22 protein-coding genes are annotated in these 26741 nt (G+C 44.1%); 16 read left to right on the top strand and 6 right to left on the bottom strand.

Features of this window, described 5'->3' with window-relative positions; all coding sequences use genetic code 11:
• Window positions 1–90: 90 nt before the first annotated feature.
• Entirely contained in the window at window positions 91–2118 is a 2028-nt protein-coding gene (gene metG / locus AC2FCQ_RS22080) for a methionine--tRNA ligase (RefSeq protein ID WP_490308976.1), read from the bottom strand.
• Between the two features lie 160 nt (window positions 2119–2278).
• Here metG and apbC point away from each other — a divergent pair, with 160 nt between their 5' ends.
• Window positions 2279–3391, top strand: coding sequence for an iron-sulfur cluster carrier protein ApbC (gene apbC / locus AC2FCQ_RS22085; RefSeq protein WP_209632444.1), 1113 nt, complete (start codon window positions 2279–2281; stop codon window positions 3389–3391).
• A gap of 50 nt (window positions 3392–3441) precedes the next feature.
• Here apbC and AC2FCQ_RS22090 read toward each other — a convergent pair whose 3' ends face one another.
• On the bottom strand, window positions 3442–4071 hold the full coding sequence (locus AC2FCQ_RS22090) for a phosphatase PAP2 family protein (RefSeq protein ID WP_209632445.1): 630 nt from the start codon (window positions 4069–4071) through the stop codon (window positions 3442–3444).
• Window positions 4072–4316: 245 nt separating this feature from the next.
• On the opposite strand from AC2FCQ_RS22090, the gene udk reads away from it, so the two are divergent.
• The 3 genes from udk (at window position 4317) to asmA (ending at window position 7549) form a co-directional block, all read left to right on the top strand.
• Window positions 4317–4958, top strand: a complete 642-nt coding sequence (gene udk / locus AC2FCQ_RS22095) for a uridine kinase (protein WP_004942376.1) — start codon at window positions 4317–4319, stop codon at window positions 4956–4958.
• Window positions 4959–5084: 126 nt separating this feature from the next.
• On the top strand, window positions 5085–5666 hold the full coding sequence (gene dcd, locus AC2FCQ_RS22100) for a dCTP deaminase (RefSeq protein ID WP_012006010.1): 582 nt from the start codon (window positions 5085–5087) through the stop codon (window positions 5664–5666).
• A gap of 44 nt (window positions 5667–5710) precedes the next feature.
• Window positions 5711–7549 (top strand): outer membrane assembly protein AsmA, encoded by a 1839-nt coding sequence (asmA, locus tag AC2FCQ_RS22105; RefSeq protein ID WP_490308975.1) that lies wholly within the window; start codon window positions 5711–5713, stop codon window positions 7547–7549.
• A 48-nt stretch (window positions 7550–7597) separates the two neighbouring features.
• Here asmA and AC2FCQ_RS22110 read toward each other — a convergent pair whose 3' ends face one another.
• Both AC2FCQ_RS22110 and AC2FCQ_RS22115 read right to left on the bottom strand, forming a co-directional pair.
• On the bottom strand, window positions 7598–9034 hold the full coding sequence (locus tag AC2FCQ_RS22110) for a hypothetical protein (protein ID WP_490308974.1): 1437 nt from the start codon (window positions 9032–9034) through the stop codon (window positions 7598–7600).
• Between the two features lies 1 nt (window position 9035).
• Entirely contained in the window at window positions 9036–9392 is a 357-nt protein-coding gene (locus tag AC2FCQ_RS22115; protein WP_490308973.1) for a hypothetical protein, read from the bottom strand.
• A gap of 304 nt (window positions 9393–9696) precedes the next feature.
• Between AC2FCQ_RS22115 and dcuC the strand changes: the two genes are divergently transcribed.
• Window positions 9697–11055 (top strand): anaerobic C4-dicarboxylate transporter DcuC, encoded by a 1359-nt coding sequence (gene dcuC, locus AC2FCQ_RS22120; RefSeq protein WP_490308972.1) that lies wholly within the window; start codon window positions 9697–9699, stop codon window positions 11053–11055.
• Window positions 11056–11084: 29 nt separating this feature from the next.
• Here dcuC and AC2FCQ_RS22125 read toward each other — a convergent pair whose 3' ends face one another.
• Window positions 11085–12671: a TerC family protein gene (locus AC2FCQ_RS22125; protein WP_265555313.1), complete on the bottom strand. Its 1587-nt coding sequence runs from the start codon at window positions 12669–12671 to the stop codon at window positions 11085–11087.
• Between the two features lie 678 nt (window positions 12672–13349).
• Between AC2FCQ_RS22125 and galU the strand changes: the two genes are divergently transcribed.
• The 11 genes from galU to AC2FCQ_RS22180 all read left to right on the top strand — a co-directional run bounded on the left by galU (window position 13350) and on the right by AC2FCQ_RS22180 (window position 26408).
• Window positions 13350–14249, top strand: a complete 900-nt coding sequence (gene galU / locus AC2FCQ_RS22130) for a UTP--glucose-1-phosphate uridylyltransferase GalU (protein ID WP_490308971.1) — start codon at window positions 13350–13352, stop codon at window positions 14247–14249.
• Between the two features lie 45 nt (window positions 14250–14294).
• On the top strand, window positions 14295–15188 hold the full coding sequence (locus tag AC2FCQ_RS22135) for a UTP--glucose-1-phosphate uridylyltransferase (protein WP_490308969.1): 894 nt from the start codon (window positions 14295–14297) through the stop codon (window positions 15186–15188).
• A 126-nt stretch (window positions 15189–15314) separates the two neighbouring features.
• Entirely contained in the window at window positions 15315–16190 is an 876-nt protein-coding gene (locus tag AC2FCQ_RS22140) for a glycosyltransferase (RefSeq protein ID WP_490308968.1), read from the top strand.
• A 116-nt stretch (window positions 16191–16306) separates the two neighbouring features.
• Window positions 16307–17410 (top strand): glycosyltransferase family 4 protein, encoded by a 1104-nt coding sequence (locus tag AC2FCQ_RS22145; RefSeq protein ID WP_490308967.1) that lies wholly within the window; start codon window positions 16307–16309, stop codon window positions 17408–17410.
• 35 nt (window positions 17411–17445) lie between these two features.
• Entirely contained in the window at window positions 17446–18582 is a 1137-nt protein-coding gene (locus AC2FCQ_RS22150; RefSeq protein WP_061807098.1) for a polysaccharide export protein, read from the top strand.
• A 10-nt stretch (window positions 18583–18592) separates the two neighbouring features.
• Complete coding sequence (locus tag AC2FCQ_RS22155) at window positions 18593–19024, top strand: arsenate reductase/protein-tyrosine-phosphatase family protein (RefSeq protein ID WP_061807100.1); 432 nt, start codon at window positions 18593–18595, stop codon at window positions 19022–19024.
• 15 nt (window positions 19025–19039) lie between these two features.
• Entirely contained in the window at window positions 19040–21193 is a 2154-nt protein-coding gene (gene wzc, locus AC2FCQ_RS22160; protein ID WP_490308966.1) for a tyrosine-protein kinase Wzc, read from the top strand.
• A 113-nt stretch (window positions 21194–21306) separates the two neighbouring features.
• Window positions 21307–22368, top strand: a complete 1062-nt coding sequence (locus tag AC2FCQ_RS22165) for a glycosyltransferase family 4 protein (RefSeq protein ID WP_490308965.1) — start codon at window positions 21307–21309, stop codon at window positions 22366–22368.
• Between the two features lie 97 nt (window positions 22369–22465).
• Complete coding sequence (locus tag AC2FCQ_RS22170) at window positions 22466–23626, top strand: glycosyltransferase family 4 protein (RefSeq protein ID WP_490308964.1); 1161 nt, start codon at window positions 22466–22468, stop codon at window positions 23624–23626.
• Between the two features lie 94 nt (window positions 23627–23720).
• A complete protein-coding gene (wbaP, locus tag AC2FCQ_RS22175) occupies window positions 23721–25154 on the top strand; it encodes an undecaprenyl-phosphate galactose phosphotransferase WbaP (protein WP_490308963.1) in 1434 nt (477 codons plus the stop codon).
• 90 nt (window positions 25155–25244) lie between these two features.
• Window positions 25245–26408: a hypothetical protein gene (locus tag AC2FCQ_RS22180; RefSeq protein WP_490308961.1), complete on the top strand. Its 1164-nt coding sequence runs from the start codon at window positions 25245–25247 to the stop codon at window positions 26406–26408.
• Here AC2FCQ_RS22180 and AC2FCQ_RS22185 read toward each other — a convergent pair.
• Window positions 26405–26741, bottom strand: a 337-nt coding sequence (locus AC2FCQ_RS22185; RefSeq protein ID WP_490308960.1) for a hypothetical protein, incomplete at its 5' end; no start/stop codon positions are given. The two genes, AC2FCQ_RS22180 and AC2FCQ_RS22185, sit on opposite strands and share 4 nt — an antisense overlap.

A 26741-nucleotide genomic window follows, 5' to 3' on the forward strand; every position in this document is an offset into this window, starting at 1 on the left:
TTCGCCGAACGAGACGGTGAGGCGTTAACGTGAGGGAATGCAAATAAAAAGGGCCGAGCAAGCTCGACCCTTATGGCAGGAGAAAAGGTGTTATTTCACCTGCATCCCTGGTTGTGCGCCGCTGTCCGGGCTAAGCAGGAAGATCTCTTTTCCACCTGGGCCGGCAGCCATCACCATACCTTCGGAAATACCAAAGCGCATTTTGCGTGGTGCAAGGTTGGCAACCATGATGGTCAGGCGGCCTTCAAGCGCTTTGGGTTCTGGGTAAGCGGAGCGAATGCCTGAGAAGATCTGACGCATTTCACCGCCCAGATCCAACTGCAGCTTAAGCAGCTTATCCGAGCCTTCAACAAAGTCGGCACTTTTGATCAGTGCGATACGCATATCAACCTTGGCGAAATCGTCAAAAGTGATCGTATCCTGAATGGGATCGTCAGCCAGCGGACCGGTGACAACTTTAGCCGCCGCCATGTCTTCTTTCGACGCGCTTACCATTTCATTGACTTTGTCCAGATCGATACGGTTGAACAGCGCTTTGAATGGATTGACCTGATGGCTCAGTAACGGCTGCTGAATGCTATCCCAGCTAAGCTCACAGTTGAGGAAAGCTTCGGTACGTTCGCTCAGCGACGGCAGCACTGGCTTCAGGTAGGTCATCAATACACGGAACAGGTTGATGCCCATTGAACAGATGGCTTGTAAGTCGGCATCGCGGCCTTCTTGTTTCGCCACAACCCAGGGTGCCTGCTCATCCACATAACGGTTAGCCAGATCGGCCAACGCCATGATTTCGCGGATTGCCCGGCCAGACTCACGGCTGGCATAGGCGTCGGCAATACTTTGCGCCGCGTCAACGAAGGTTTGGTACAGCGCAGGGTCAGCCAGTTTGTCGGCCAGTTGGCCGCCAAAGCGTTTATTGATAAAGCCAGCGTTGCGAGAAGCCAGGTTCACCACTTTATTGACGATGTCGGCGTTCACGCGCTGCACGAAATCTTCCAGATTCAGGTCGATATCGTCAATGCGTGAAGACAGCTTGGCGGCATAGTAGTAACGCAGGCAATCGGCATCCAGGTGTTGCAGATAGGTACCGGCCTTGATAAAGGTGCCGCGAGACTTGGACATCTTGGCGCCGTTCACCGTCACGTAACCGTGTACGAACAGGTTGGTCGGTTTGCGGAAGTTACTGCCTTCCAGCATTGCTGGCCAGAACAGGCTGTGGAAATAAACGATGTCCTTACCGATAAAGTGGTACAGCTCGGTGGTGGAGTCTTTGCGCCAGAATTCGTCAAAGTCCAGATCGCCACGCTTGTCGCACAGGTTTTTGAATGAGCCCATGTAGCCGATTGGCGCATCCAGCCAGACGTAGAAGTATTTGCTAGGTGCGTCTGGGATCTCAAAGCCGAAATACGGCGCATCGCGTGAAATATCCCACTGTTGCAGACCGGATTCAAACCACTCCTGCATCTTGTTGGCAACCTGTTCTTGCAGCGCACCTGAACGGGTCCAGGCTTGCAGCATGGCGCTGAACTCAGGCAGATCAAAGAAGAAGTGCTCGGAATCGCGTAATACCGGCGTAGCGCCAGAGACCACGGATTTCGGATCGATCAGCTCGGTCGGGCTGTAGGTTGCACCGCAAACTTCACAGTTATCACCGTATTGATCCGGTGATTTGCATTTTGGGCAGGTGCCTTTTACGAAGCGGTCAGGCAGGAACATGCCTTTCTCCGGATCGTACAGCTGAGAAATTGTCCGGTTTTTAATAAAGCCGTTTTCTTTCAGGCGACCATAAATCAGGCTCGACAGCTCACGGTTCTCATCGCTATGGGTTGAATGATAGTTATCATAGCTGATGCCAAAACCGGCGAAATCCTGTTGGTGCTCCTGGCTCATTTCCGCAATCATTTCTTCTGGCTGAATGCCTAACTGCTGAGCTTTCAGCATGATCGGCGTGCCGTGCGCGTCGTCCGCACAGATGAAATGAACCTCGTGGCCGCGCATTCGTTGGTAACGAACCCAGATATCTGCCTGGATGTGCTCGAGCATGTGGCCGAGATGGATGGAACCATTTGCGTACGGTAGCGCGCACGTCACCAATAATTTTTTCGCGACTTGAGCCATAGTGAGAACTTGGTTTCTGTAATGAATAAAAAGGGTCTTCGATGTTACCCGATCGTGTCCGCTACGGCTAGGGCGGTTTCTTTATGCAGAGATGCGTCGGCGGGCGCGCAGTTCTGATATGCTAGACGGGAAGCTATCCATTCAAAATCAAGGAGCCGGGATGAGCGCAAAATCCCCTGAGCAGACTAACCCCGAAGTTCTGCGTGCCCTGGTGACCGGAGTATTGGCCGCCTTTGAACACCCGACGTTAAAAAACAATCTGACTGCGCTGAAGGCCATTCACCATTGCGCGCTGCTGGACAATGTACTGCATATTGAATTGACCATGCCATTCGCCTGGCAGAGCGGTTTCGAGGTGCTGAAGGACACCGTCAGTGCAGAGTTACTGCGCGTGACCGGCGCTGAGGCTGTCGACTGGAAACTGAAGCACGATATCACTACGTTGAAACGTGCGAACGATCAGGCCGGCATCAAAGGCGTGCGTAATATTATTGCTATCAGTTCCGGTAAAGGCGGGGTGGGTAAATCCACTACGGCGGTTAACCTGGCATTAGCGCTGGCAGCGGAAGGGGCCAAAGTCGGTATTTTGGACGCTGACATCTATGGCCCGTCGATCCCGAATATGCTGGGCACTGAAAATGAACGCCCAACGTCACCAGACGGTCAGCACATGGCGCCGATAGTGGCGCATGGCCTGGCAACCAATTCGATTGGTTATCTGGTGACTGACGATAACGCCATGGTCTGGCGTGGGCCTATGGCCAGTAAAGCGCTGATGCAACTGTTGCAGGATACGCTTTGGCCGGATCTGGACTATTTAGTGCTGGATATGCCACCAGGCACCGGCGATATCCAGTTGACGTTGTCGCAGAATATCCCGGTTACCGGGGCTTTAGTGGTGACCACACCGCAGGACATCGCGTTGCTTGACGCTGCTAAAGGTATTGTCATGTTCGAAAAAGTTCACGTGCCGGTTTTGGGCATAGTGGAAAACATGAGCGTGCATATTTGCAGCAATTGCGGTCATCACGAGCCCATCTTTGGGACCGGTGGGGCTGAGAAGCTGGTGAAGAAATATAACAGTCGGCTGTTGGGGCAATTACCGCTGCATATTTCACTGCGCGAGGATTTGGATCGCGGCGAGCCGACGGTGATCAGCCGCCCGGACAGTGAGTTTGCCGAACTGTACCGTCAACTTGCCGGTCGTGTTGCCGCACAAATGTACTGGCAGGGTGAAGCAATCCCGACGGAGATCTCTTTCCGCGCGCTGTAATCACACCGCTGGCTTAAAAACAAAACCCCGGACAAGTTCCGGGGTTTTGTTTATGGGGCTATAGCCTGTTTGTGCAAATCCGCCCGCGTATACGGGCGCTCTACCTGCGCCAAGACAGTAGCAATATGTTCCAGCAATCCTTGCGTTGGTGCAGGTTGCCGTACTCCCATCAGTGCCATTGGCAAGGCCAATGCCACGACAATCTGCGGTGTAGAGAGCTGAGGGCGAGGCTTGCCGCGTTGCAACCACAAAAATAGCGTACTGGCCAGATAGCCAAGTATCAGGCCGCTCACCACCTCTGAAGGAGAATGTACGTGGATAGCTAACCGTGATAGCCCTATGGTGACAGGCAATACCAGCCCCACAACCAGCGCCATGCTGCGTACTGCATGTGAAAAACGCCCGGTCAGCGTCCAGAGCAGAACCGGCCAGATACTGGCCGCCAACGCGGAGTGGCCGCTAAAGCCAGTAAAGTCATAACTTTTTATCCCAATGCCCCACCCCATGAAAGCGAGCTTGGATACGCACACTACAGCACCGGCGCAGCCGAAGATCAGCGCCCATTGCCAGCCAGCGGTACGGGTCGCACGTGAGGCAACAAGTACGGCAAAAAGAATCAGCGAGCAGGGCAACAGCAACATGCTGTCGCCAAAAAATGTCAAAAAATGCCAGTCCAGCACGTTAGTCTCCGGTGAAATGCAAAATCCTATTTCAAGGATAATCATCAAGCCACGGAGTTTACCCTGTGACGCTGGATTGCCCTAGACGCAATAATCTTAAAACCGATGAATGCCACTTATGGCGAAATAACCAGAGATAGCGCTCCGTTGCCAACAATATAGTCTGGCGCAATGCCCGCTAACTCCCTATAATTGTCGCGTTTTAGTTCCCCTCCTTCACACTACGAAATCAGGTCTTTAATTTTATGACTGACAAGCCGCATCAGTGCGTCATTATTGGTATAGCTGGCGCATCTGCCTCCGGAAAAAGCCTTATCGCCAGTACGTTATATCGTGAACTTCGCGATCAGGTTGGCGATGAACACATCGGCGTGATTCCTGAAGACAGTTACTACAAAGACCAGACTCATCTAACCATGGAAGAACGGGTCAAAACAAACTATGACCACCCGAGTGCCATGGATCACAACCTGCTGTTCCAGCATTTGCAAATGCTGAAATCGGGCAAGGCGATAGAGTTACCGCTGTACAGTTACACTGAACACACACGCAAGAAAGAGACCATTCACCTGGAACCTAAAAAGGTGATTATTCTTGAGGGGATCCTGCTGTTGACGGATATCCGTCTGCGTCAGGAAATGAATTTCTCGATTTTTGTCGATACGCCGCTGGACATTTGCTTGATGCGTCGAATGAAGCGTGACGTGAATGAACGTGGCCGTTCGATGGATTCGGTGATGGCGCAATACCAGAAAACCGTCCGCCCTATGTTCCTGCAGTTTATCGAGCCTTCCAAACAATACGCCGACATTATCGTTCCACGCGGTGGGAAAAACCGTATTGCGATCGACATTCTAAAAGCCAAAATTAGCCAATTCTTTGAGTAATGCTGCTCAATGGCCGGAAACCCCTGGTTTCCGGCCTGCGGGCAACTATTTACGCTGCGGCGTAGACCTTTCGCCCGTTGTGTGGCAATTTTTGTTTTAGTGACACGCCTTGATGGAGATGAAGAGATGAGACTGTGCGACCGTGATATAGAAGCCTGGCTGGATTGTGAAAAACTGGTGATTTCACCGCGTCCGCCGATTGAGCGTATTAACGGGGCCACAGTGGATGTCCGTTTAGGCAATCAGTTCCGTGTGTTCCGCGGTCATACTGCGGCATTTATCGATCTGAGTGGCCCGAAAGACGAGGTCAGCGCTGCGTTGGACCGCGTGATGAGTGATGAGATCGTTCTGCCAGAAGGAGAGGCCTTCTTCCTGCACCCGGGTGAGCTGGCACTGGCAGTGACTTTGGAGTCGGTAACGTTGCCGAACGATCTGGTGGGTTGGCTGGACGGCCGCTCCTCCTTGGCGCGTTTGGGGTTGATGGTTCACGTAACCGCACACCGTATCGATCCGGGCTGGCAGGGCCGCATTGTTCTGGAGTTCTATAATTCGGGTAAGCTGCCGCTGGCATTGCGTCCGGGTATGCTGATCGGTGCGTTAAGCTTTGAACCGTTGTCCGGACCGGCAGCACGTCCTTACAATAGCCGCCAGGATGCAAAATACCGCGATCAACAGGGTGCAGTAGCCAGTCGAATTGACAAGGACTAACCGCGCTGGTGGTCGGGTTAGTGTGGCGCTGACAAGAGGATGGCATGAGAAGATTACTGACGACTTTGGCGATTTTACTGGTGGTGCTGGTGGCCGGAATATCCGCGCTGGTGCTTTTGGTTAATCCGAATGATTTTCGTGCCTATATGGTTACGAAGGTCGAACAAAAGAGCGGTTATCATCTGACATTGGATGGCGATCTGCGCTGGCATATTTGGCCGCAGCTCAGCATTCTGGCAGGGCGCATGACGCTGACCGCACCTGGGGCCAACGCGCCAGTGGTGAGCGCGGATAATATGCGCCTTGACGTTAAATTGCTGCCGTTGTTGTCGCATCAGCTGTTTGTGAAACAGGTAATGCTGAAAAATGCCGTCATCCGCCTTACGCCCGACAGCGAAGAACAAAATCAACCCAATGCACCTATCGCGCCTGCGGGCAATTCTGCAGAGTCGGTAGATACGCCATGGAAGTTTGACATTGATAATCTGAAGGTTGTGGACAGTCTGCTGATCTGGCAGCGTGCCAACAACGAACAAATCAACGTTCGCGATATTAATCTCACCTTGAAGCAAAATGCCAAACGCCAGGCGCAAATGGAACTTTCCAGTCGGGTGAATCGTGATCAACGCGATCTGACTTTCAACATGGTGGCGGATATCGATCTGCAGCAATATCCGCGACGCATTGCGGCCAATATCAGCCAACTCAATTACCAACTTGAAGGTGCGGATATTTTGGCCGGTGGCATCAAGGGTGATGGCAGCGCTCAGATGGTGTACCAACAAATGCCGCAGCAAGTCGCGTTAAGCCAGCTGACCCTCAGCGCCAATGACAGCCAATTCTCGGGCGGGGCCAGCGTGCAGATGGGTGACGTGCCTGCCTATGTGTTGAATTTGACATCCACTGCAGTAGATTTGGACGCACTTTCTGGTTGGCAGTCCAAGTCCGGTTCACAAGAACAGCAAACACCAGGCACGACATCTGCGCCGGTGATTGCCAATCAAATGGACGATCCACAGCAAAATCTTGAAGTACTGCGTGACTTTAACGCACAGCTTAATTTGAGCGTTGATCAACTCACCTATCGCGGCATGAATATTGTCCATTTATCAACGCAAGCGGAAAACCAGCAGGGTTTGCTGACGGTACATTCACTCTCGGGGCAGCTGGCCGGGGGCGATTTCGCGTTGCCTGGCTCGCTGGATGCACGCCACAGCCGGCCAGTGATCGCCGTGAAGCCGGTAGTGCGGCAGGTTGAGTTGGGCACTGTACTGAAAGCGTTCGACATGCCACAGGTATTAACCGGCAAACTCAGCATGCAAGGGGATTTGACGGGCGATCGTTTGACATCACAGTCGTTTGAGCGGCGTTGGCAAGGAACCGCTCAATTGACAATGCAAGATGCGCAACTGCACGGCCTGAATATTCAGCAGTTGATTCAGCAAGCGGTGGCACGCAACGACAGCAGCGTGAGTGGGCAGAAAGATTACCAACGTTATACCGAAGTGAAGCAACTGTCGGCAAAAGCGAGTTTGAATAGCGGTACGGTAAAATTCACCGAGTTGGGTGCAGATTCGCCATTGTTGAATCTGAGTGGTAGCGGTACGGTGGATATGCCAGGTAAGCAGTGTGATATGGCGCTGAATGTACGAGTAACGGGCGGTTGGCAAGGGCGTAGCGATCTGATCGAACAGCTGCAGAAAACGCCTATCCCGCTGCGTGTTTACGGCCCGTGGAGCCAGCTCAACTACCAGTTACAGGTTGATCAGATACTGCGTAAAACGCTGCAGGACAGGGCGAAAGAGGCGCTGAATAAGTGGGCTGATAAGAACAAGGATTCGCGCGAAGGCCAGGATCTGAAAAAACTGCTTGATAAGCTTTAAAGTCAAAATATGGGGGCAATGCCCCCATATTTTTAACGTTAATGGATGTTAGTCAGATATTTTTCCATATCCTTTCCATACACCGGGGGTTCCTGCCTCTACACATCGCCAACCATCCCATCCACCTGCTGTTGGAGCGCTATTTACAATTCGGTCACCTTGGCTAAAGCTGCCTGATGTTGGTGCCGTATTTCCATGCATGATACGAACATTACTTGGGATTGAAATTCGTTGTTCCATTGCGATCGTTTCATTTCCGGCAATGTTATTAGCATAATAGATACTGTTATTACAGTTAAATGTCATATTACCTAAAACGGTGCTGTTTACAAAAGAATGAGATGAGGATGTGTTATTCTTCTCTTCAAGAAACGTTACGTTATTCTGCACTAATATGCCATCAAAATGTGTGCCCTGAGATTGTGGCGATGTATTTGTGACCAAAAGAGAACTTAACGTTCCGCCAAACCATCTTATAGAACCGGCGGTATTCTTAATAATAACATCAGATGCTACAACATTTGAAAATTGGTGGTTTCCGTTATAGGCCGAAATTTCTATTTTACCTACAAGACAGTTGGATAGTGCTAATGTACCTCTTTTACCATCGGCTTGAGTTATAATGTTACCTCCAATGCCACGGCCACCTGAAACGATTGTTTTGCCGTACCCTTTAATCAGTAAAGCATTTTTGAACCTAGAACCTGCATGCTCAGATATTTGTACGTCGGCGCTACCTATTTCCATAAAGTCTCTTTTGCCCCAATTCCATTTATCTCTGATTTCAGCATGTGTCTGGTGAAACATAAGACCAATCCCATTAGTTATGCGTACATAGGGGCTGCATTTATTATTCTCAATCTGGCAGTTATTAAATCTTATCATATTACAAGCATCATTCTTAATTGTACTGGTTAGTAGCAATGCTGGATGGGTCGTTTTTGTATTGTCAGATGGGTCACCATTTGAATAACCACCATCTTGAATATTAGTGGCTTCGAAAACAGAGTCTTGAACTTTATCCAACCAAAGATTGCAGCCATGGAAAGAATATATTTGTACATTGTTAGTATAGACATAGGCAACATTTGTTAATCTGAGTGCACTCAATGTGAAGTTAATACCATCAAAAGATAGGTTTTCGATTCTCAATCCCCAGCTAAACTTTTTTTCTGCATTATATTCTATCAGTATAACGTTAGGGTCTTTAGGATCCTCGCTGGGACGGATAATGCAATTTCTAGTATTACTTCCTCGAAGAACCCCAGCCCAATTACTAGGGATTTTTATAACTCCAGGCTTTAAATATGTCATTGCGCTTGGAAACACTAATTCTACTCTATAGTTATTAACCATAGATTCTTGTAAAATAATAGAATTTTGTTCTCCATATTGAGTTGAGCCAGTTCTTATCCCAAGCCACTCAATTGGCCATATGTTGGTAGAAACAGAGTCAACCCTAATCCAACACCAATTATCATCCACTCTAATTACTATGCCACTTTTTTCCTTCAAGTCTTTCGATTGGACAGCATAGAACTCTCCCCCCCCCAGATGATATAATATTGTTAGTTGAATAAAAACTCACAACGTCTATTTTTTGACCTGAGAACTGGGGGGTTATTTTTCTCAAATTATCAATGTCGGGGCACCTTCCAATATATTTGGCTCCATCGTAACTAGAAAGCTTTGAAGATAAAACAGATAAGCTATTGCTGGCTGATAAATCATTTTCAGCATTTGTTGATATAATGCCATTCACTTTATCTGCGGCATAAACCTTACCCGCTAAAATACCAGATGTTCCTGCTATTATTGTCTTTACGAGATTTCTACGGTTCATGCATACCCTTCCTGTCTATGTTAAAAGAGTGATTCAAAATTAATAATAACATCAGGTGGCTAATTGTAAAATATAAGTTGTTAAATCTGGTATCTATTTGTTAATGAATTGATTGCATTCATTGTGGAATGCATTATTGTCTAATTTAATCAATTGGTTATGTTTATGGTTTAGTGTTTGTGAAATGTGTGAGATAAATTCTATTTACTTTGATTTTTATCACTTATAGTACAAGACATAATATTTATAGTGTCCGCAGTGATATATTCATATTATTTTTTCTACATCTATCTGGGGTCAATTCATGTTGGAACTTTTTATTGGTGCCATAGTGGCGGCGGGCGTTGGGCGCTATATCATTAAAGGCTACTCTGCGACGGGAGTTCTGATGGTGGGCGGCCTGCTCCTCTTGGCCATCAGTGCCTTGATGGGCAAGAGCCTGTTGCCTGCAAGCGCAGTATCTACGGGGTGGCGCACGACGGATATCATCGAGTATGTCAAGATCCTGCTGATGAGCCGCGGTGGCGATCTTGGCATGATGATCATGATGCTGTGCGGATTTGCGGCTTATATGACACACATTGGTGCTAATGATGTGGTCGTAAAGCTGGCCTCACGTCCCTTGCAGATGATCAACTCCCCCTATCTTCTGATGGTGGCAGCGTATTTTGTCGCTTGCCTGATGTCACTGGCTGTCTCCTCTGCAACCGGTTTGGGTGTGCTGCTGATGGCCACATTATTCCCACTGATGGTCAACGTGGGGATTAGCCGCGGCGCAGCGGCGGCTATCTGTGCTTCACCGGCTGCCATTATCCTTGCACCTACCTCTGGTGACGTGGTGCTGGCTGCAAAGGCTGCGGAAATGTCGTTGGTCGATTTCGCGTTTAAAACTACCTTACCGATATCCATTGCGGCGATTGTCTGCATGGCCATTGCGCACTTCTTCTGGCAACGCTACCTCGACAAGAAGAACAACGAACAGCACCACATTATGGATGTGAGTGAAATAACTACGCATGCACCGGGGTTTTACGCTGTTTTACCTTTTACACCGATTCTCGGCGTGCTGGTGTTTGACGGTAAGTGGGGGCCGGAACTGCATATCATCACTGTATTGGTGGGGTGCATGTTATTGGCGGCAGTGATTGAGTTCTTGCGCAGCTTCAGTGCCAAACAGGTATTTACCGGTCTTGAAGTGGCCTATCGGGGAATGGCGGACGCTTTTGCCAGTGTGGTGATGCTGTTGGTCGCTGCGGGCGTATTCGCTCAAGGGTTGAGTACCGTTGGTTTTATCAGCGGGTTAATCAGTTTGGCACAGTCGTTTGGTACTGGCGGGATTATCATGATGCTGGTGCTGGTGGTGATTACCATGCTGGCGGCAATGACTACCGGTTCGGGAAATGCGCCGTTCTATGCTTTTGTTGAACTGATTCCTAAACTGGCGGCTCAGATGGGGGTAAATCCCGCGTATTTGGTGATCCCCATGCTGCAGGCGTCGAATCTGGGTCGTACGTTGTCACCGGTTTCCGGTGTGGTGGTGGCGGTATCTGGCATGGCGAAAATCTCCCCGTTCGACGTCGTGAAACGTACGTCGGTACCGGTGATTGTCGGGTTGATCGTGGTGATTGTGGCGACGGAGCTGCTGGTTCCTCAGCATTTGTAACAGGTGGCCGGGCGATGCCCGGCCCCCGTTTACACCTCGTAGTCAGGCTCTGGTACTGACAGCGGAGTGATCTTCACTTTCAAAATACGGTGGCTACTGACTTCCAGTGGTTCAAACAGATAGTCACCAATGCGTAACTGTTCGCCTTCTTGAGGAATACGTTGGCTGTGTTCCATCAGCAAGCCGGCCAAGGTGTGGTATTCACGTCTCTCTTCCAGCGGAAGTGGCAGATACAACACCAAATCCTCCAGAGGCATATAACCATTGGCGGTCCAACTGCCATCAGCATTTTGCTGAATGTCATGCCGCGCATCGACCTCTTCACCGGCTTCCGGAAGGTTACCGGCAATGGTTTCCATCACGTCCGTTAGCGTCACAATGCCCTCAACTGAACCGAACTCATCGACGACAAAGGCAAAATGCGTCTGTGCCTGGCGGAATTGCTCCAGCGCGCTCAGCAGGGTTAACTGCTCCGGGAAAATCAGCGGCTGAAGGATTAACGCACGTAAATCGAGCGGAGCCTGAGCCAGTTGCTGTTTCAGTACATCAATAGTATGGATTACCCCGAGCGGTTCATCGCTGGCACTGTTCTCCACCACGACAATGCGCGTATGCTGATTTCTTTCAAGTAGCTGTGTCAGCTTTTCTTGTGGATCATTCAGCTCAAGATATTCCACATCGTGGCGTGAAGTCATGATGCTGCTTACCGTACGCTGCGCCATGCCTAACACTCGTTCTATCATATGCCGTTCCTGCCGATTGAAAATCTCACCGTTTTCGCTGGTGCTATCGGCCAACAGGTTGGCGGAGTGACTGTCCACTTCCGCTTCTTCGTGTTTACCACTCAGCATACGCAATACCGCTTCCGCAGTTCGTTCTCTCAGCGGCCGTACCGTTGACAGAAAACGACGCCGGTTGAACTGGGACAGTTGGTTCAAGGCCTCAATCATCACCGAGAAACCAATGGCGGCATACAGATAACCTTTCGGGATATGGTAGCCAAATCCTTCAGCAACCAGGCTGAAACCAATCATCAACAAGAAGCTTAGGCACAGGATAACAATCGTCGGGTGGGCGTTGACAAAGCGCGTTAGCGGCTTGCTGGCCAGCAGCATCAGCCCGATAGCGATACAGACGGCAATCATCATTACCGCCAGGTGATCGACCATGCCGACGGCGGTGATCACCGAATCGAGAGAGAATACGGCATCCAGTACCACGATTTGTGCCACAACCGGCCAGAAACGGGCGCCTTTGCGCGGGCCATGCTGTTCTTCATCTTTACCCTCCAGCCGTTCGTTCAACTCCATGGTGGCTTTGAACAGCAGGAAGATGCCCCCGACCAACATAATCAGATCGCGGCCGCTGAAAGGGTGCCCAGAGGCAAAGAACAGCGGTTGGGTCAGCGTGGCCAGCCATGAGATGGACGCCAACAGTGCCAAGCGCATCAACAGCGCCAGCAATAAGCCGACGACGCGGGCTTTATCCCTCTGATGTTTTGGTAGTTTTTCCGCCAGGATGGCAATAAAGATAAGGTTGTCTATACCCAGAACGATTTCCAGCACGACCAAAGTGGCCAGGCCGGCCCAAATTGTTGGATCTGCGATCCATTCCATACGCCCAATTTCACCTGTAAGTTCGACGGCTTATGCCGCAGGGGAATGATGGGTGCTGAGGCGGGAAAATTCAACTTTTAAACCTTGCTTTGGCAATGTGCATCTAAGCTAGGATGGGGTTAAGCCAAAATAATGCATAAAAAATCACCCTCCCATCGAGCTCGTCGGATGAGATTATGCGGTCAGAGGGTTTTTTTCATGCAAAAGGGATGAGTCTTAAGAAAAGGGGAGTGGTTAATTGTAGATGAAATGGTGGAAATATAATTTAAAAATATCAATTAGTTATATGTGATCTGGCCTGCTACACTTTGTTCAGTACACGCCGATGGGTAGTCTTAATCTGAAAAGGGTACTCAGCAAGTATCTTAGACTTGTATCGATAAGTTAATAGTATAAGAATCTTAGCCATACAAACATTTACAAGTATCACCATTTGGTTATAAACACGTATTTTTTTGCTTTTATGTGACATCTACGTCACTTAGCAAAGAGCATCGCCTTGAATTTACATTGAAAAGCGATTGGGCTACCCAGTTGCTTCATAGAAAATGATGACAGTGCATTGGTAGCTGAGAGCCAGGGGCGGTAGCGTGTCTGCACCACTCCATTCTCGTTTTCATAAGCGTCCTGGATAAGGCTCAGTTCGGCTACGTTAAAATTATTGATTGGATGAAAAACATGCAAAAGAGACTGAAGGCTGTGATCCCCGTAGCTGGCCTGGGAACCCGTATGTTGCCTGCGACAAAAGCCATTCCTAAAGAAATGCTGCCGGTGGTCGATAAACCATTGATTCAGTACATTGTTAATGAGTGTGTGGCTGCTGGGATTAAAGATATTGTATTGGTTACCCATTCCTCTAAGAATGCGATTGAGAACCACTTCGATACTTCTTTTGAACTCGAGGCGGTTCTGGAGTCACGTGTTAAGCGCCAACTTCTCGAAGAAGTACAGACTATCTGCCCAGACGATGTGACGGTGATGCAGGTGCGCCAAGGTCAGGCAAAAGGCTTGGGCCATGCCGTTCTATGCGCTAAACCTATGGTCGGTGATGATCCTTTTGTGGTGTTGTTACCGGATGTCCTGTTGGATGATTCGACAGCCGATCTGCGTAAAGAGAACCTGGCCAAAATGATCCAACGTTTCACTGAAACTGGCTATAGCCAGATTATGGTGGAACCGGTACCGGAACAGGATGTTTCGAAGTACGGTGTGGTGGACTGTGGTGGTGCGGCGTTGTCGGCAGGAGAGAGTACTCCGATGACTGCGGTAGTGGAAAAACCTGCTCGTGAGGACGCGCCATCTAATCTGGCCGTAGTGGGCCGTTATGTTCTGTCCGCCGATATCTGGCCGCTGTTGGAAAAAACGTTGCCGGGTGCAGGTGATGAAATCCAGCTCACCGATGCGATTGCCATGTTGATGGGTGCTCAAACCGTAGAGGCTTTTCACATGAGTGGCAAGTCGCATGACTGTGGGGATAAGTTGGGTTACATGAAAGCGTTTGTGCAATATGGCTTGCGTCACTCCTCCGAGGGTGAAGATTTTACCCAATGGTTGAAGCAGACACTAAATAGCAAGTAATGGTTGCGGCTTAAAATACGATCATAATATTGAAAGAGGATTATCATGACCAAGTTGAAAGCTGTCATTCCTGTTGCAGGTCTGGGTATGCGTATGCTGCCGGCAACCAAGGCTATTCCAAAAGAAATGTTGCCGATCGTCGATAGGCCGTTGATTCAATATATTGTTAATGAGTGCGTCGCGGCAGGGATCAAAGAAATCATCCTGGTGACACACTCATCGAAAAACGCGATTGAAAATCACTTTGATACCTCATTCGAGTTGGAAGCGATGCTTGAAGCGCGCGTGAAGCGCCAGTTGCTGGAAGAGGTACAGTCAATTACGCCAAAAGGCGTAACGTTGATGCATATTCGTCAAGGGCAGCCAAAAGGTTTGGGACATGCGGTGCTGTGTGCCAAACCCTTGGTAGGGGATTCACCCTTTGTGGTTCTGTTGCCGGATGTCTTGCTTGACGACGCAAAAGCAGACTTGAAGAAAGACAATTTGCCACACATGATTTCTCGCTTTGAACAAACGGGATTGAGCCAGGTGTTGGTTCAGGCAGCCGATGAGCATGTGCTACATGATTACTCGGTAGTTGAATGCGAAGCCAGCAAGCTGCAACCGGGTGAAAGTTCTCGCATGACTGCGATTATCGAAAAACCGGGTCGTGAAGTTCAGTTGACGTCGAATTATTCCGCGGTAGGGCGCTATGTTCTCTCGGCTGATATTTGGCCGATCTTGGAAAAAACAAAACCAGGGGCGTGGGGACGCATTCAACTGACAGATGCTATTGCTGAATTACTGAAACACAAACCGGTCGAGGCGACAGAGCTGGTGGGAGAGTCGTTCAACTGTGGTGAAAAAATGGGGTATCTGCGGGCGTTTGTGACCTATGGTTTACGGCATCCAAGTCAAGGTATTGAGTTTAAACAATGGATTAACGCGATACTATCGTAGTCTTGAACGTAAATCTACATGGGCTAATTATCAATTGGCCTATGAGGAAAATTAAACTGATGACAATATCTTACATCACCGATTTTCAATCAGATATTACCAATTAAATATATTAAGGAAATGAAAGTGGTAGAAGATAAATTGATATCTGTATATATCCCTACACATAATCGTAAGTTAATGCTCCAGCGGGCAATCCGGTCAGTGCAAGAACAAACATATAAAAATATTGAAATTCTTGTCTGTGACGATGGCTCATCTGATGGAACTGAAGATGTTGTGGCAAAGTTGTCTACTTTTGATAACAGAATTAAATATTTTAGGAGTGAAGTTCCTCAGGGAGCCTGTTCTGCCAGAAATATGGGGATTTTCTCGGCGAAAGGGTACTATATTACTGGCTTAGATGATGATGATCAGTTCAAGGAAAATCGCATTAAAACCCTTGTGGATGTGTTCGAAGATAAAGAATGTGCTTTTGTTTGCAGCAATATAATAATGAATTATGGTACTCACCAGAGAGTAATGGGCAACTTTAGTGGGGTCATAAGCAGAGATATGATGGGGTTTAAAAATCATGTTGGCAATCAGCTTTTTACGAAAACGGATTACTTGCAAAGCATTGGTGGTTTTGATGAAAAGTTCCCAGCATGGCAAGATTATGACGCATGGTTCCGACTGGTAGATTTATACGGCCCAGGTTTTAAACATTTGGAAGCGACTTATATACAGAATGTTGACCACGAGTTAGGCAGAATTACCACGGGTAATAAAGCAAAAATCGGCTACGAAATGTTCATTTTAACGCACAAAGAAAAACTAGATAAATCAAAGCTTAAGCATCTTTACTTTCAAGATAAAATGAATCGTAGCGAGCCTCTGAATATTGATGATTTATTAAATAACTTTACTTTTGAAAATTTTAAAATATATGTTAAGCAATCTATAAAGGAAAATATTCCTTGTGTAAAAAACATGGTCGAAGGTTCAAGAAATCGAACATAATTAGCCCCTATCAGTATATTTTATACTGTTTTTAAATTTATTTATACTTCCTTTTATACATGATGTTCACGAAAAAAGAAATGACGATTGTGGATAACTATAGTGGATGATGTTGGATGAATAGTTTTCAAGATGAAATCGTAAAAGCTGATATTGATAAATTCATTCTTCAAATGAATCAAGGAAAGTTGATTTTTATTTTCCCGAGCAAATTTGTTGGGGGACATGAAATAATGGCATTAGGAATAATAAGGAAAATATTGTCTCAAGGATATAGGAACGCCAATGACATTATTTGCGTTTTTCCGAGTGATAATAAAAAGCTTGAGAAAATTATAAAAACAAACCATTTTGAATTTAAAACATACAAATCAAACGATTCAAAACCAGAGTTTTTACACGCCTTTTTTAATCCGTTTTACCTATATCGATGCATTAAAATAATTAAAACCTTATCAAAGGAAAAAAATATAATTTTGGTTCAAGGTGATATTTTGCAAGGTGTTGGATTTATAGTTTCAGGAAAGTTGTTACGTAGTAAAATAATTAGCTATATACCTTATGCGCATTCTTTCAGGAAAATGGGCGCCAAGCTAGCTACGCTTAAAGATTTTTTCGCAAAGATCATTTATAAAACTTGTGAGGAATACATCACAATATCCGAATGTTTTAAACATGAAATAGAACTAAAAAATAAAAACGCGAGAGTATCACTCATACACAACTTTGTGAGTGAGGTGGGAATGCCTGAAAAACGTAAAGAGAGAGATCTTGATAATGATGATGAGATAAATATCTTTATTATCGGTAGGGTACAATTCCATCAAAAAGGTCACGATATTCTCATTGACGCATTGACTGGGATCAGCGACTACAAAATTACACTGCATGTAGTGGGTGATGGACCAGATCTACATAAACTAAAAGCAATGCAACATAAGCTGCCAAAAAACATTGTGTTAGCGTTTCATGGCTGGGTTGACGATTCATGGCGTATTGCCACTAACCATAATATTGATTTTTTGGTAATACCATCGCTTTTCGAGGGGGTGCCGCTTGTGATGTTAGAAGCCCAAGCACGGGATGTGCCGATCATTGCTGCTGCAAGGGATGGCATGCTAGATTATTTGCCTAAAAATAGCCTTTATGCAGTTTCAGGCGATGAAGTTGCAGCACTGCGAGATAAAATACTCTATCATATTCAAAATCAATTAGCATAAATTCAACTTCAATATTTAGATGGTAGCGACCAATAATGATAAATCCAAGAGTTAAAGCTTTAGCAATTATTGTATATGGGACGATGCTAACCGGATGTACTGTCATCCCAGGACAGCATTTGAGTCAAGATAGCAAAAACATTGTTAAACAAGAAGATAGTGATTTTAATATTGATGATATGGTCAACATTTATCCATTGACTCCTTCACTGATTGCCAAGCTCAGGCCCGTAAAAGTTGTAGCTCAACCTAATGCGTCACTTGAACAGGCAATTAGAAATTATGAATATAAGATCGGTGTAGGCGATGTTCTTAACGTAACTGTTTGGGACCATCCTGAACTTACAACACCTGCCGGGCAGTATCGTAGCGCTAGTGATACGGGTAACTGGGTGCAAGCAGACGGGACTATCTTTTATCCCTATATTGGAAAAGTCAAGGTTGCGGGCAAAACGGCTAGTCAGGTTCGAACTGAAATTTCTAATCGTTTAACTCAGTATATCGAAAGCCCTCAAGTTGATGTGAATATTGCGGCTTTCCGCTCTCAGAAAACCTACATAACTGGTGAGGTTGAAAAATCGGGTCAGCAATCGATTACCAACATACCGTTAACCATTCTAGATGCAATTAATGCTGCTGGCGGGCTAAGTGCTAATGCCGATTGGCGTAATATTGTGTTGACGCATGAGGGAAAAGAACAAGTTTTATCATTGCAGAAGCTGATGCAAAATGGCGATCTAACACAGAACAGACTTCTTTTCCCAGGTGATATTGTTTACGTACCTCGTAATGATGAACTTAAAGTGTTTGTTATGGGCGAAGTTAAGACACCAGCAACGCTGAAAATGGATCGTAGTGGAATGACGCTAACAGAAGCACTTGGTAATGCAGCTGGTCTTGACCAGACAACGTCCGATGCTACGGGAGTTTTTGTTATACGACCTTTACGTGGCACTCAAGGAAGCAAGCTTGCAAATATTTACCAACTAAATATGGCTGATGCTACCGCTATGGTAATGGGAACCGAATTTCAATTACAGCCTTACGATATAGTATATGTTACCGCAGCGCCAATTGTTCGTTGGAATCGTCTGATTTCACAATTGGCTCCTACTATATCCAGCTATAATAATTTAACTGAAGGTACATTGCGTATTCGTAATTGGCCATAGGAAATGACAAATGTTTGATTCTATTTTGGTCGTTTGTGTCGGAAATATATGCCGTTCACCTATTGGAGAACGATTGCTGAAAGATTTATTACCGGATAAGAGTGTGAGTTCGGCTGGGATATCGGCACTGGTCGGTAAAAGTGCTGATGATAAAGCATCAGCGGTTGCCAGTAACTATGGTGTGAGTTTGGACGGGCATATAGCTAGGCAGTTAACGGCAGACATGTGTAGAAAAAATTCGTTGATCCTAGTAATGGAGCGACGACACATCGATGCTGTATGTCAGTATTCACCGGAGGCTCGCGGAAAAACCATGCTATTTGGTCATTGGAATGATAAAAAAGAGGTCGTGGATCCTTATCGTAAAAGTGATGAGGTATTCGAGATTGTATATAATTTGTTGGCTGAATCAGCTCAGAAATGGGCTAAAGCACTAAATTGATTAATAGAGATTACAATGACTGACAATAAAAGAGCCAGCACTACGGGTAGTAGTCACGATGATATCGATCTCGGCAGATTGTTTGGGATGTTGATTGACCACCGTTGGTTGATTATAGGAATAACCCTTTTATTCTCTGTTGCAAGCATGGTATATGCGATATTTGCAACTCCTATTTATCAATCAGATGCGTTGATACAGGTTGAAAACCCAACGGGTAACGCGATTCTGAGTGATTTATCGCAAATGATGCAGAGTAATGAAGCGGGATCCTCATCTACTGAGATTGAGCTTATTCAGTCAAGAATGGTTATCGGAAAGACAGTTGATGATTTAGGATTAGATACGATTGTTGAAGTAAAACGCTTTCCTATTTTTGGTAAAGGTTGGGCAAGATTAACGTCAGCAGAAACGCCAAGAATAGCTTTATCGAGAGTAAATTTCAGGGATAACCTAATTGGGTCTGATTTGGAATTGAAAGTAATTGATAAAGAAAATTATATCCTATATTCAGACGGCCAGGATATTCTTAAAGGAAAAGTTGGTGAATTCGCCAGCTCAGACTATGCAAGCATGTTGGTTACCGCGATAGACGCTCAGCCAGGAACTATTTTCCTGGTAAAGAAAGTTCACCAAATATATGCTATAAATAATATACTGGATTCGCTAACAGTTGTTGATAAAGGTAAGGACACTGGCGTTCTGAGCTTAAGTTATTTAAACCCAGATCCTAACCTTGCGAAGAAAGTCCTTCAAAGTATTAGCAATAATTATCTCCTACAAAATGTTGAGCGAAAATCTGAAGAGGCAGCAAAAAGTTTAGCCTTCCTGAAGGAGCAGCTACCTCTGGTTAGATCGTCATTAGATGAAGCGGAAAATAAATTAAATCTATTTAGGCAACAGAACTCTTCTGTAGATTTATCGCTGGAAGCTAAATCAATGCTTGATACGATTGTTGCCACTGAATCCCAATTAAATGAGTTGACTTTCAAAGAGGCTGAGATATCTAAGCTTTATACCAAAGAGCATCCCGCTTATCGGGCGTTATTGGAAAAGCGAAAAACGCTTGAAACTGAAAAAGGCAATCTGAATAAAAAGATTAATGGGATGCCGAAAACGCAACAAGAAATTATTCGCTTAACGCGTGATGTTGATGCGGGAAAAGAAATCTATATGCAACTGTTGAATAAACAACAGGAGCTGAGCATTACTAAAGCTAGTACAGTTGGCAATGTTCGGGTTGTCGATCCGGCCATTACGCAAATAAAACCAGTTAAACCGCGTCAAGCACTTGTCATAATCATTGCATCTATGTTCGGTCTTCTAATATCCGTTAGTATTGTTTTACTTAAAACAATGCTGCACAAAGGGATTGAAGGCCCAGAACAATTAGAACAAGAGGGCATCAACGTATACGCGAGCATACCATTCTCTGAATGGCAGCAAAAGAAAGATAAAGAAACGTATGCCAATTATAAGAAGCGTCATCAACCTGGGAAGGGAAATCTCTTATCGAAAGAGAATCCTGCAGACCTTGCAATAGAAGCAATTAGAAGCCTTAGAACAAGTTTGCATTTTGCAATGATGGAGTCCAAAAATAATGTTTTAATGGTTTCTGGGGCTAGTCCGAACATCGGTAAAACGTTTGTCAGTATCAACTTGGCTGCTGTTATTGCTCAAACGGGGCAAAGGGTACTTATCATCGATGCTGATATGCGAAAAGGGTATTCTCATAGTTTACTAGGTTTTGATGGAACGAACGGTCTTTCTGATATACTTTCAAATAAGATATCAGTTGAGCAAGCGATCAAAAAAACCGATGTTGACGGCATGGATTTTATTTCTCGTGGACAAGTGCCGCCGAATCCAGCTGAGTTATTGATGACGTCTCGACTTGAGCAATTATTAAGTTGGTGTAATGATAACTACGATTTAGTGTTAATTGATACTCCTCCAATTCTGGCCGTAACAGATGCAGCTATTATCGGTCGTCATGTTGGGACATCTTTGATGGTAGCTCGTTTTGCGATGAACACTGTGAAAGAGATAGAAGTTAGTATACGTCGCTTTGAACAAAATGGTGTTGATATCAAAGGTGTGATATTGAATGCCGTAGAGAGACGAGCTGCAAACTACTATGATTATTATCAGTATGAATATAAAAGTTAATTTTTGAAAGTAACTGGCAGGCAGAGTTAATTCTGCCTGCCGTACGGTATATGCACTTTTTTCGATCATGCCTAAGAGCTTTAACACACATAGAGCAAGGTACTTAGTTAATTATGATATATGTTAATGCAAGGTTTTTGACTCAAAATCTCACTGGGGTTCAGCGTTTTGCAGAGCAAATAAGCCTTGAATTAAAGAAAATAAGAGATGATATCGTATTCTTATCACCTCCAGATATTCTTAGGCATGATATTGCTTCGCAACTCAATGTTATCGTTGTGGGTAAGAGAGGCGGACATTATTGGGAGCAAGTCGAACTTCCAAAATATTTAAAAAATAATGGAGGAGGGCTTCTGATTAACTTGGGAAACACAGGTCCAATTCTGTATAAAAATCAAGTTGTTACACATCATGATGTTACTTATAAGAAATACCCTAAGAGCTACTCATGGAAATTTAGATTAATATATAATACTCTAATTCCACTAATGTTAAAGAAAAGCCGTTCATTAATCACTGTTAGTGAATTTTCAAAAAACGAAATAAGTGATACTTATCATTACGATAAAGAAAAAATTAGTGTTATTTATAATGCGGCGAGTGACATTTTTAAAAAAACAATAAGTCAAAATGAAAATAAAAAGCATTTTTTCTTGGCTGTATCATCACCTAATTACCATAAGAATTTTCATGGCTTGATCAATGCTTTTAAAAAAAATAAAGAACTTGACGATTTCACGTTAAAGATTATTGGTGAGAAAAATAAAAACTTTAACGGCATCGAGCTTGATGAATCACTAGGTGATAATGACGGAAGAGTTGAGTATCTCGGTCGTGTTTCAGATATAGAATTAGCTAAGTTATATTCTACGGCACACGCATTCATTTTTCCGTCTTTCTATGAAGGCTTTGGTATACCCCCGCTTGAAGCACAAGCATGTGGATGCCCTGTTTTATCTTCTCATGCGGCATCTATGCCTGAGGTTTTGTTGGATAGTGCAATTTTTTTCGACCCGCATAGTGAAAGGGAAATTGCAAATGCTATGAATTTCATAGCTAAAAACCCTGATGAGAGATCTAAAATTATCAATAAAGGTTACGAAAATATTACGCGTTTCTCATGGGGTAATTCCGCGAAAAAATTAAACTCTCTTATCAATCAACTGAATCAATAAAATTTTAATAAATATTGAAGTTTGCTTTATGGCTATATTTACAGTCTATAGCTGATGATAAGAAATTCTATTATTTATTCTTTTAAGGAGATTTCTAATGTCCCAGGGGACAATTAATATTGGCATTGTAGCGGATTGGCTGGTTACATATGCTGGTGCTGAAAAAGTTATAAAAGAATTTATTCAACTTTATCCCGATGCTGATCTTTACTCTGTGGTCGATTTTTTATCGGATGAGTCCAGAAATAATTTCAGTGGTAAGCACGCAACTACGACATTTATCCAAAAACTACCTAGATCTCGGAAAATTTATCAAAAATACCTTCCGTTAATGCCGTTGGCCATCGAGCAGCTAGATGTGTCGCATCACGATATTATTTTGTCAAGTAGTCATGCTGTATCAAAAGGCGTATTGACCGGTCCAGACCAAATGCATATCAGTTATGTTCATTCTCCTATCCGATATGCATGGGATCTGCAACATCAATATCTTCGAGAGTCAGGATTGGATAAAGGTATTAAAGGTTTACTCGCAAAATGGTTGTTGCATAAAGTTCGATTATGGGATTTACGTACCGTAAATGGAGTGGATCATTTTGTTGCAAACTCTCAGTTTATAGCTCGTCGAATCAAAAAGGTTTATGGTCGGCATGCAGACGTTATATACCCTCCAGTTGATGTGGAACGTTTTAATTTCAGGGAGAATAAAGAAGATTTCTATATAACGGCATCCAGGTTGGTCCCTTATAAGCGTGTTGACCTGATTGTAGAAGCATTTAGTGCGATGCCCGATAAAAAGCTAGTTGTGATCGGTAATGGTAGTGAAATAGAAAAAATAAAAATGAAAGCAGGTAAAAATGTTGAGATCATGGGTTATCAAAATAACGATATAATGCAAAGTTATATGGAGCGTGCAAAAGCATTTGTCTTTGCCGCTGAAGAAGATTTTGGTATTACCCCAGTTGAAGCTCAGGCTTGTGGTACTCCGGTGATAGCTTTTGGGAAAGGTGGTTCTCTTGAGACCGTTAGACCGTATGGTGTGGCGTCTAAACCTACAGGTGTTTTTTTTGATAAACAGACTGCTGATTCAATAAAGGATGCGGTGAGTCAATTCGAAGCTATACAAGATAGAATTTATGCAGAGGATTGTCGTAATCATGCAGTGAATTTCTCTTGTGAGAGATTTAGAAAAGAAATGGATACTTATATCACTGCGAAATGGAATGAATTCGAAAATAGAAAAAAGATAATTTATTGATATTGTTGTTTTTTAGTGGCGAAAATTAAATTTTTATATGATTTAAAAAAGATTTTTACTAAATAATTAAGGGGTTTGAAAATGGGTAAAACTGATGAAAAAAAATAGTAACTTTTGGATCGGTCTTTTTCCAAAGATGTTCCTAGCCATATCAGATATCGTATTTTTCAATGTCGCCATATTTTTAGCCTATATATTGATTGGTTTATTCTCTACGCATACTAGTGATTTTGTTCTTCCTGAGGAGTTGAATGTTAGGATTACGTCACACTTTGTGCTTTCAGTTATATGTATAACATGGTTCTGGACGCGACTAAGACATTATTCCTATAGAAAACCCTATTGGTTTGAGTTGAAAGAAATAATACGAACCTTGATAATTTTCTCAGTGCTTGACTTGGCATTGGTGGCCTTCTCTAAATGGAATTTCTCTCGCCTTCTATGGTTATTTACTTGGGTCATTATCCTTGTTTTAGTCCCTATTGGCCGGAGTGTCGCTAAACGTATACTCAACAAATTTGACCTGTGGAAAAAAAATACGATAATTATCGGTTCTGGTCGAAATGCATTCGAGGCTTATGCTGCACTACAAAGTGAAGAGGTACTGGGTTTTAAAGTTGAAGCCTTTGTATGCACGGGGTCATCCGATAAAAAAAGTTATCTAGGGATACCACTCATTGATAGTGAGGAAGAGCTATGGCGTTTAGTTGATATAGACAATACTCAATTTATAGTCGCTTTAGAATTTGAGCAACATAGCTTACGCGATTGGTGGTTGAAAAACCTTGCTAAGAATAATTGTCGGTCTGTATCGGTGATCCCGACTCTTCGAGGCGTGCCTCTTTATGGCACGGATATGTCTTTTATTTTTAGTCACGAAGTGATGATTTTGAGAGTCAGTAATAACTTGGCTAAGCGTTCTTCACGATTTACCAAGCGTTTATTCGATATTGTAAGCTCTTTTTCTATTATGCTACTTCTTTCACCTATATTGATTTTATTGGCCTATTTAGTGTCTAAAGATGGTGGGAAGGCTATTTATGGTCATGAGAGAATAGGCCGGAGTGGACAGCGATTTAAATGCCTTAAATTCCGCTCAATGGTGGTTAACTCTCAAGAAGTACTTTCTCAATTACTCGAGAGTGATGCAGATGCTCGGGCTGAGTGGAATAAAGATTTTAAACTTAAAAATGATCCTCGGGTAACAAAAATTGGCGCATTTATTCGTAAAACAAGTTTGGATGAATTGCCACAATTATGGAATGTTTTCATTGGAGAGATGAGCCTAGTTGGGCCTCGCCCAATCGTTGAAGCTGAATTGGAACGTTACGCAGGGGATGTGGATTATTATTTAATGGCGAAACCAGGAATGACAGGGCTATGGCAAGTTAGTGGACGTAACGATATTGATTATGATACACGAGTTTACTTTGATGCTTGGTATGTAAAGAACTGGGCCTTATGGAATGATATAGCTATCTTATTTAAGACAGTTAATGTTGTTCTTCGTAGAGATGGTGCATATTAAAATAAATGTGATTGGCGCGCGCGTGGCTAGTTATGCGGGCGCATTTTTGAATGCTATTCAAGATTGAAATTTTCCTTGTAAGGAAATGTAATGACCACCGTGCTGAAAAATGAGATGTGTATAAGTGAAAGTAATCGCGAGTCTCTCTATCTGAAGTTGTTGAGATGCTTGATTGCTTTATTTATCATCGCTAGCCCGTTAAGCCCATATATTTTAAATACTACTTTTTATCTATGGATTCCATTGGTTATTCTGGATTATCAATATATAAGTACGCTTAGGAAAATATCTAAACCGGTCCTTCTTTGTGTATTTGTTTGGTTAAGTATGTGTGTTCTTTTCCTACGATTTGATCTTGCCGTAAAATCGGCCATTTTAATTCTAGGTGTGTCATATTTATTAAAGATAGGAAACCATATTACAAATAAAGTTTATATTTGTATGCTTATATCAATCCTTTGGTGTGTCATACAGTTTATAGCATATCAGATAAGCCCTGCCTATTCAGTAATTATTGGTCCAAGCTCGATGTCGCGGTTTTTTTGGGGCGAGTTCGCTACGAACACTTACACCAATCAGTATGTTTTGTTCTTGTTCCCTAGAATGTCAGGTCTTTCTCGAGAGGCTGGATTTTTTGCCTCGCTTCTGATTATCTGTTTCATGATTCGAATAAGAGATCATAAACTCAGCCTTCCTGAGAAGTGTCTTTTCTTCTTAGGGTACGCTTTTAGTTTATCAAAGTCTTCTATATCATTAGTTTTTTTTATGATTCTTTACCCTATGCGAAGACTCTTGAAAAAAATACCTGTAATTATTACGTTTATCGCCCTTGTGATTATTTTTGTCGCGCTCGCCCAATTTTTAAATATAGGCTCTCCTAGTTACTTTACGGCTAATGACTCAATCGCTCATAGATTGTCTGCATCCTATCTGATGCTACATATGAATATAGGTAATCTTTTGTATGGATGTAATACTGATTATAATTGTCTAGTTGATTATCAACCTGTGTTTAAGTTCCTAGCCGATCAGGGAATGATGCCTGCTGTTGGTCTATCTGGATTAATCATGGATATGGGGCTTCTGGGGTTTGTTGGTATTGTATTCTTTTTTGTTATACTTAAGTTAGATAGTTACGATGTTGCCATACTGGTGATATTTACTGCAACAGTATCTTTCTTCACTCTTGATAGTTTTATCATCCTTACTTACTACTATATCATCACAAATCATAAAAAGGTCGAGGATGACTAAATTATCCGTCGAAATTTTAATATGTAATGAAGGGTATTCAGGTGTGCTGCAATGAAGCTTAAAGTCTTTAGAAATTCCTTTTGGATGATCTTAGAAAAAGTAATATCGATATTTGGTTTGATTTTTGTGACTTCATATGTGGCTAAATATATTGGACCCTCTGCCTTTGGGGCTATATCTTTTGCTGCATCACTTTTCGTAATAATCCAGGCAATTGCCTTGTTTGGTTCTGAGCATCTTGTTTTCAAAAGGGTAAGGGCTTTGTTGAATAAATCAGATTTCGGGTAAGTCTCCCCCGTAGCGGGTTGTGTTTTCAGGCAATACGCACGCTTT

The organism is Serratia sp. CoH_134_PS_4, assembly GCF_058190535.1.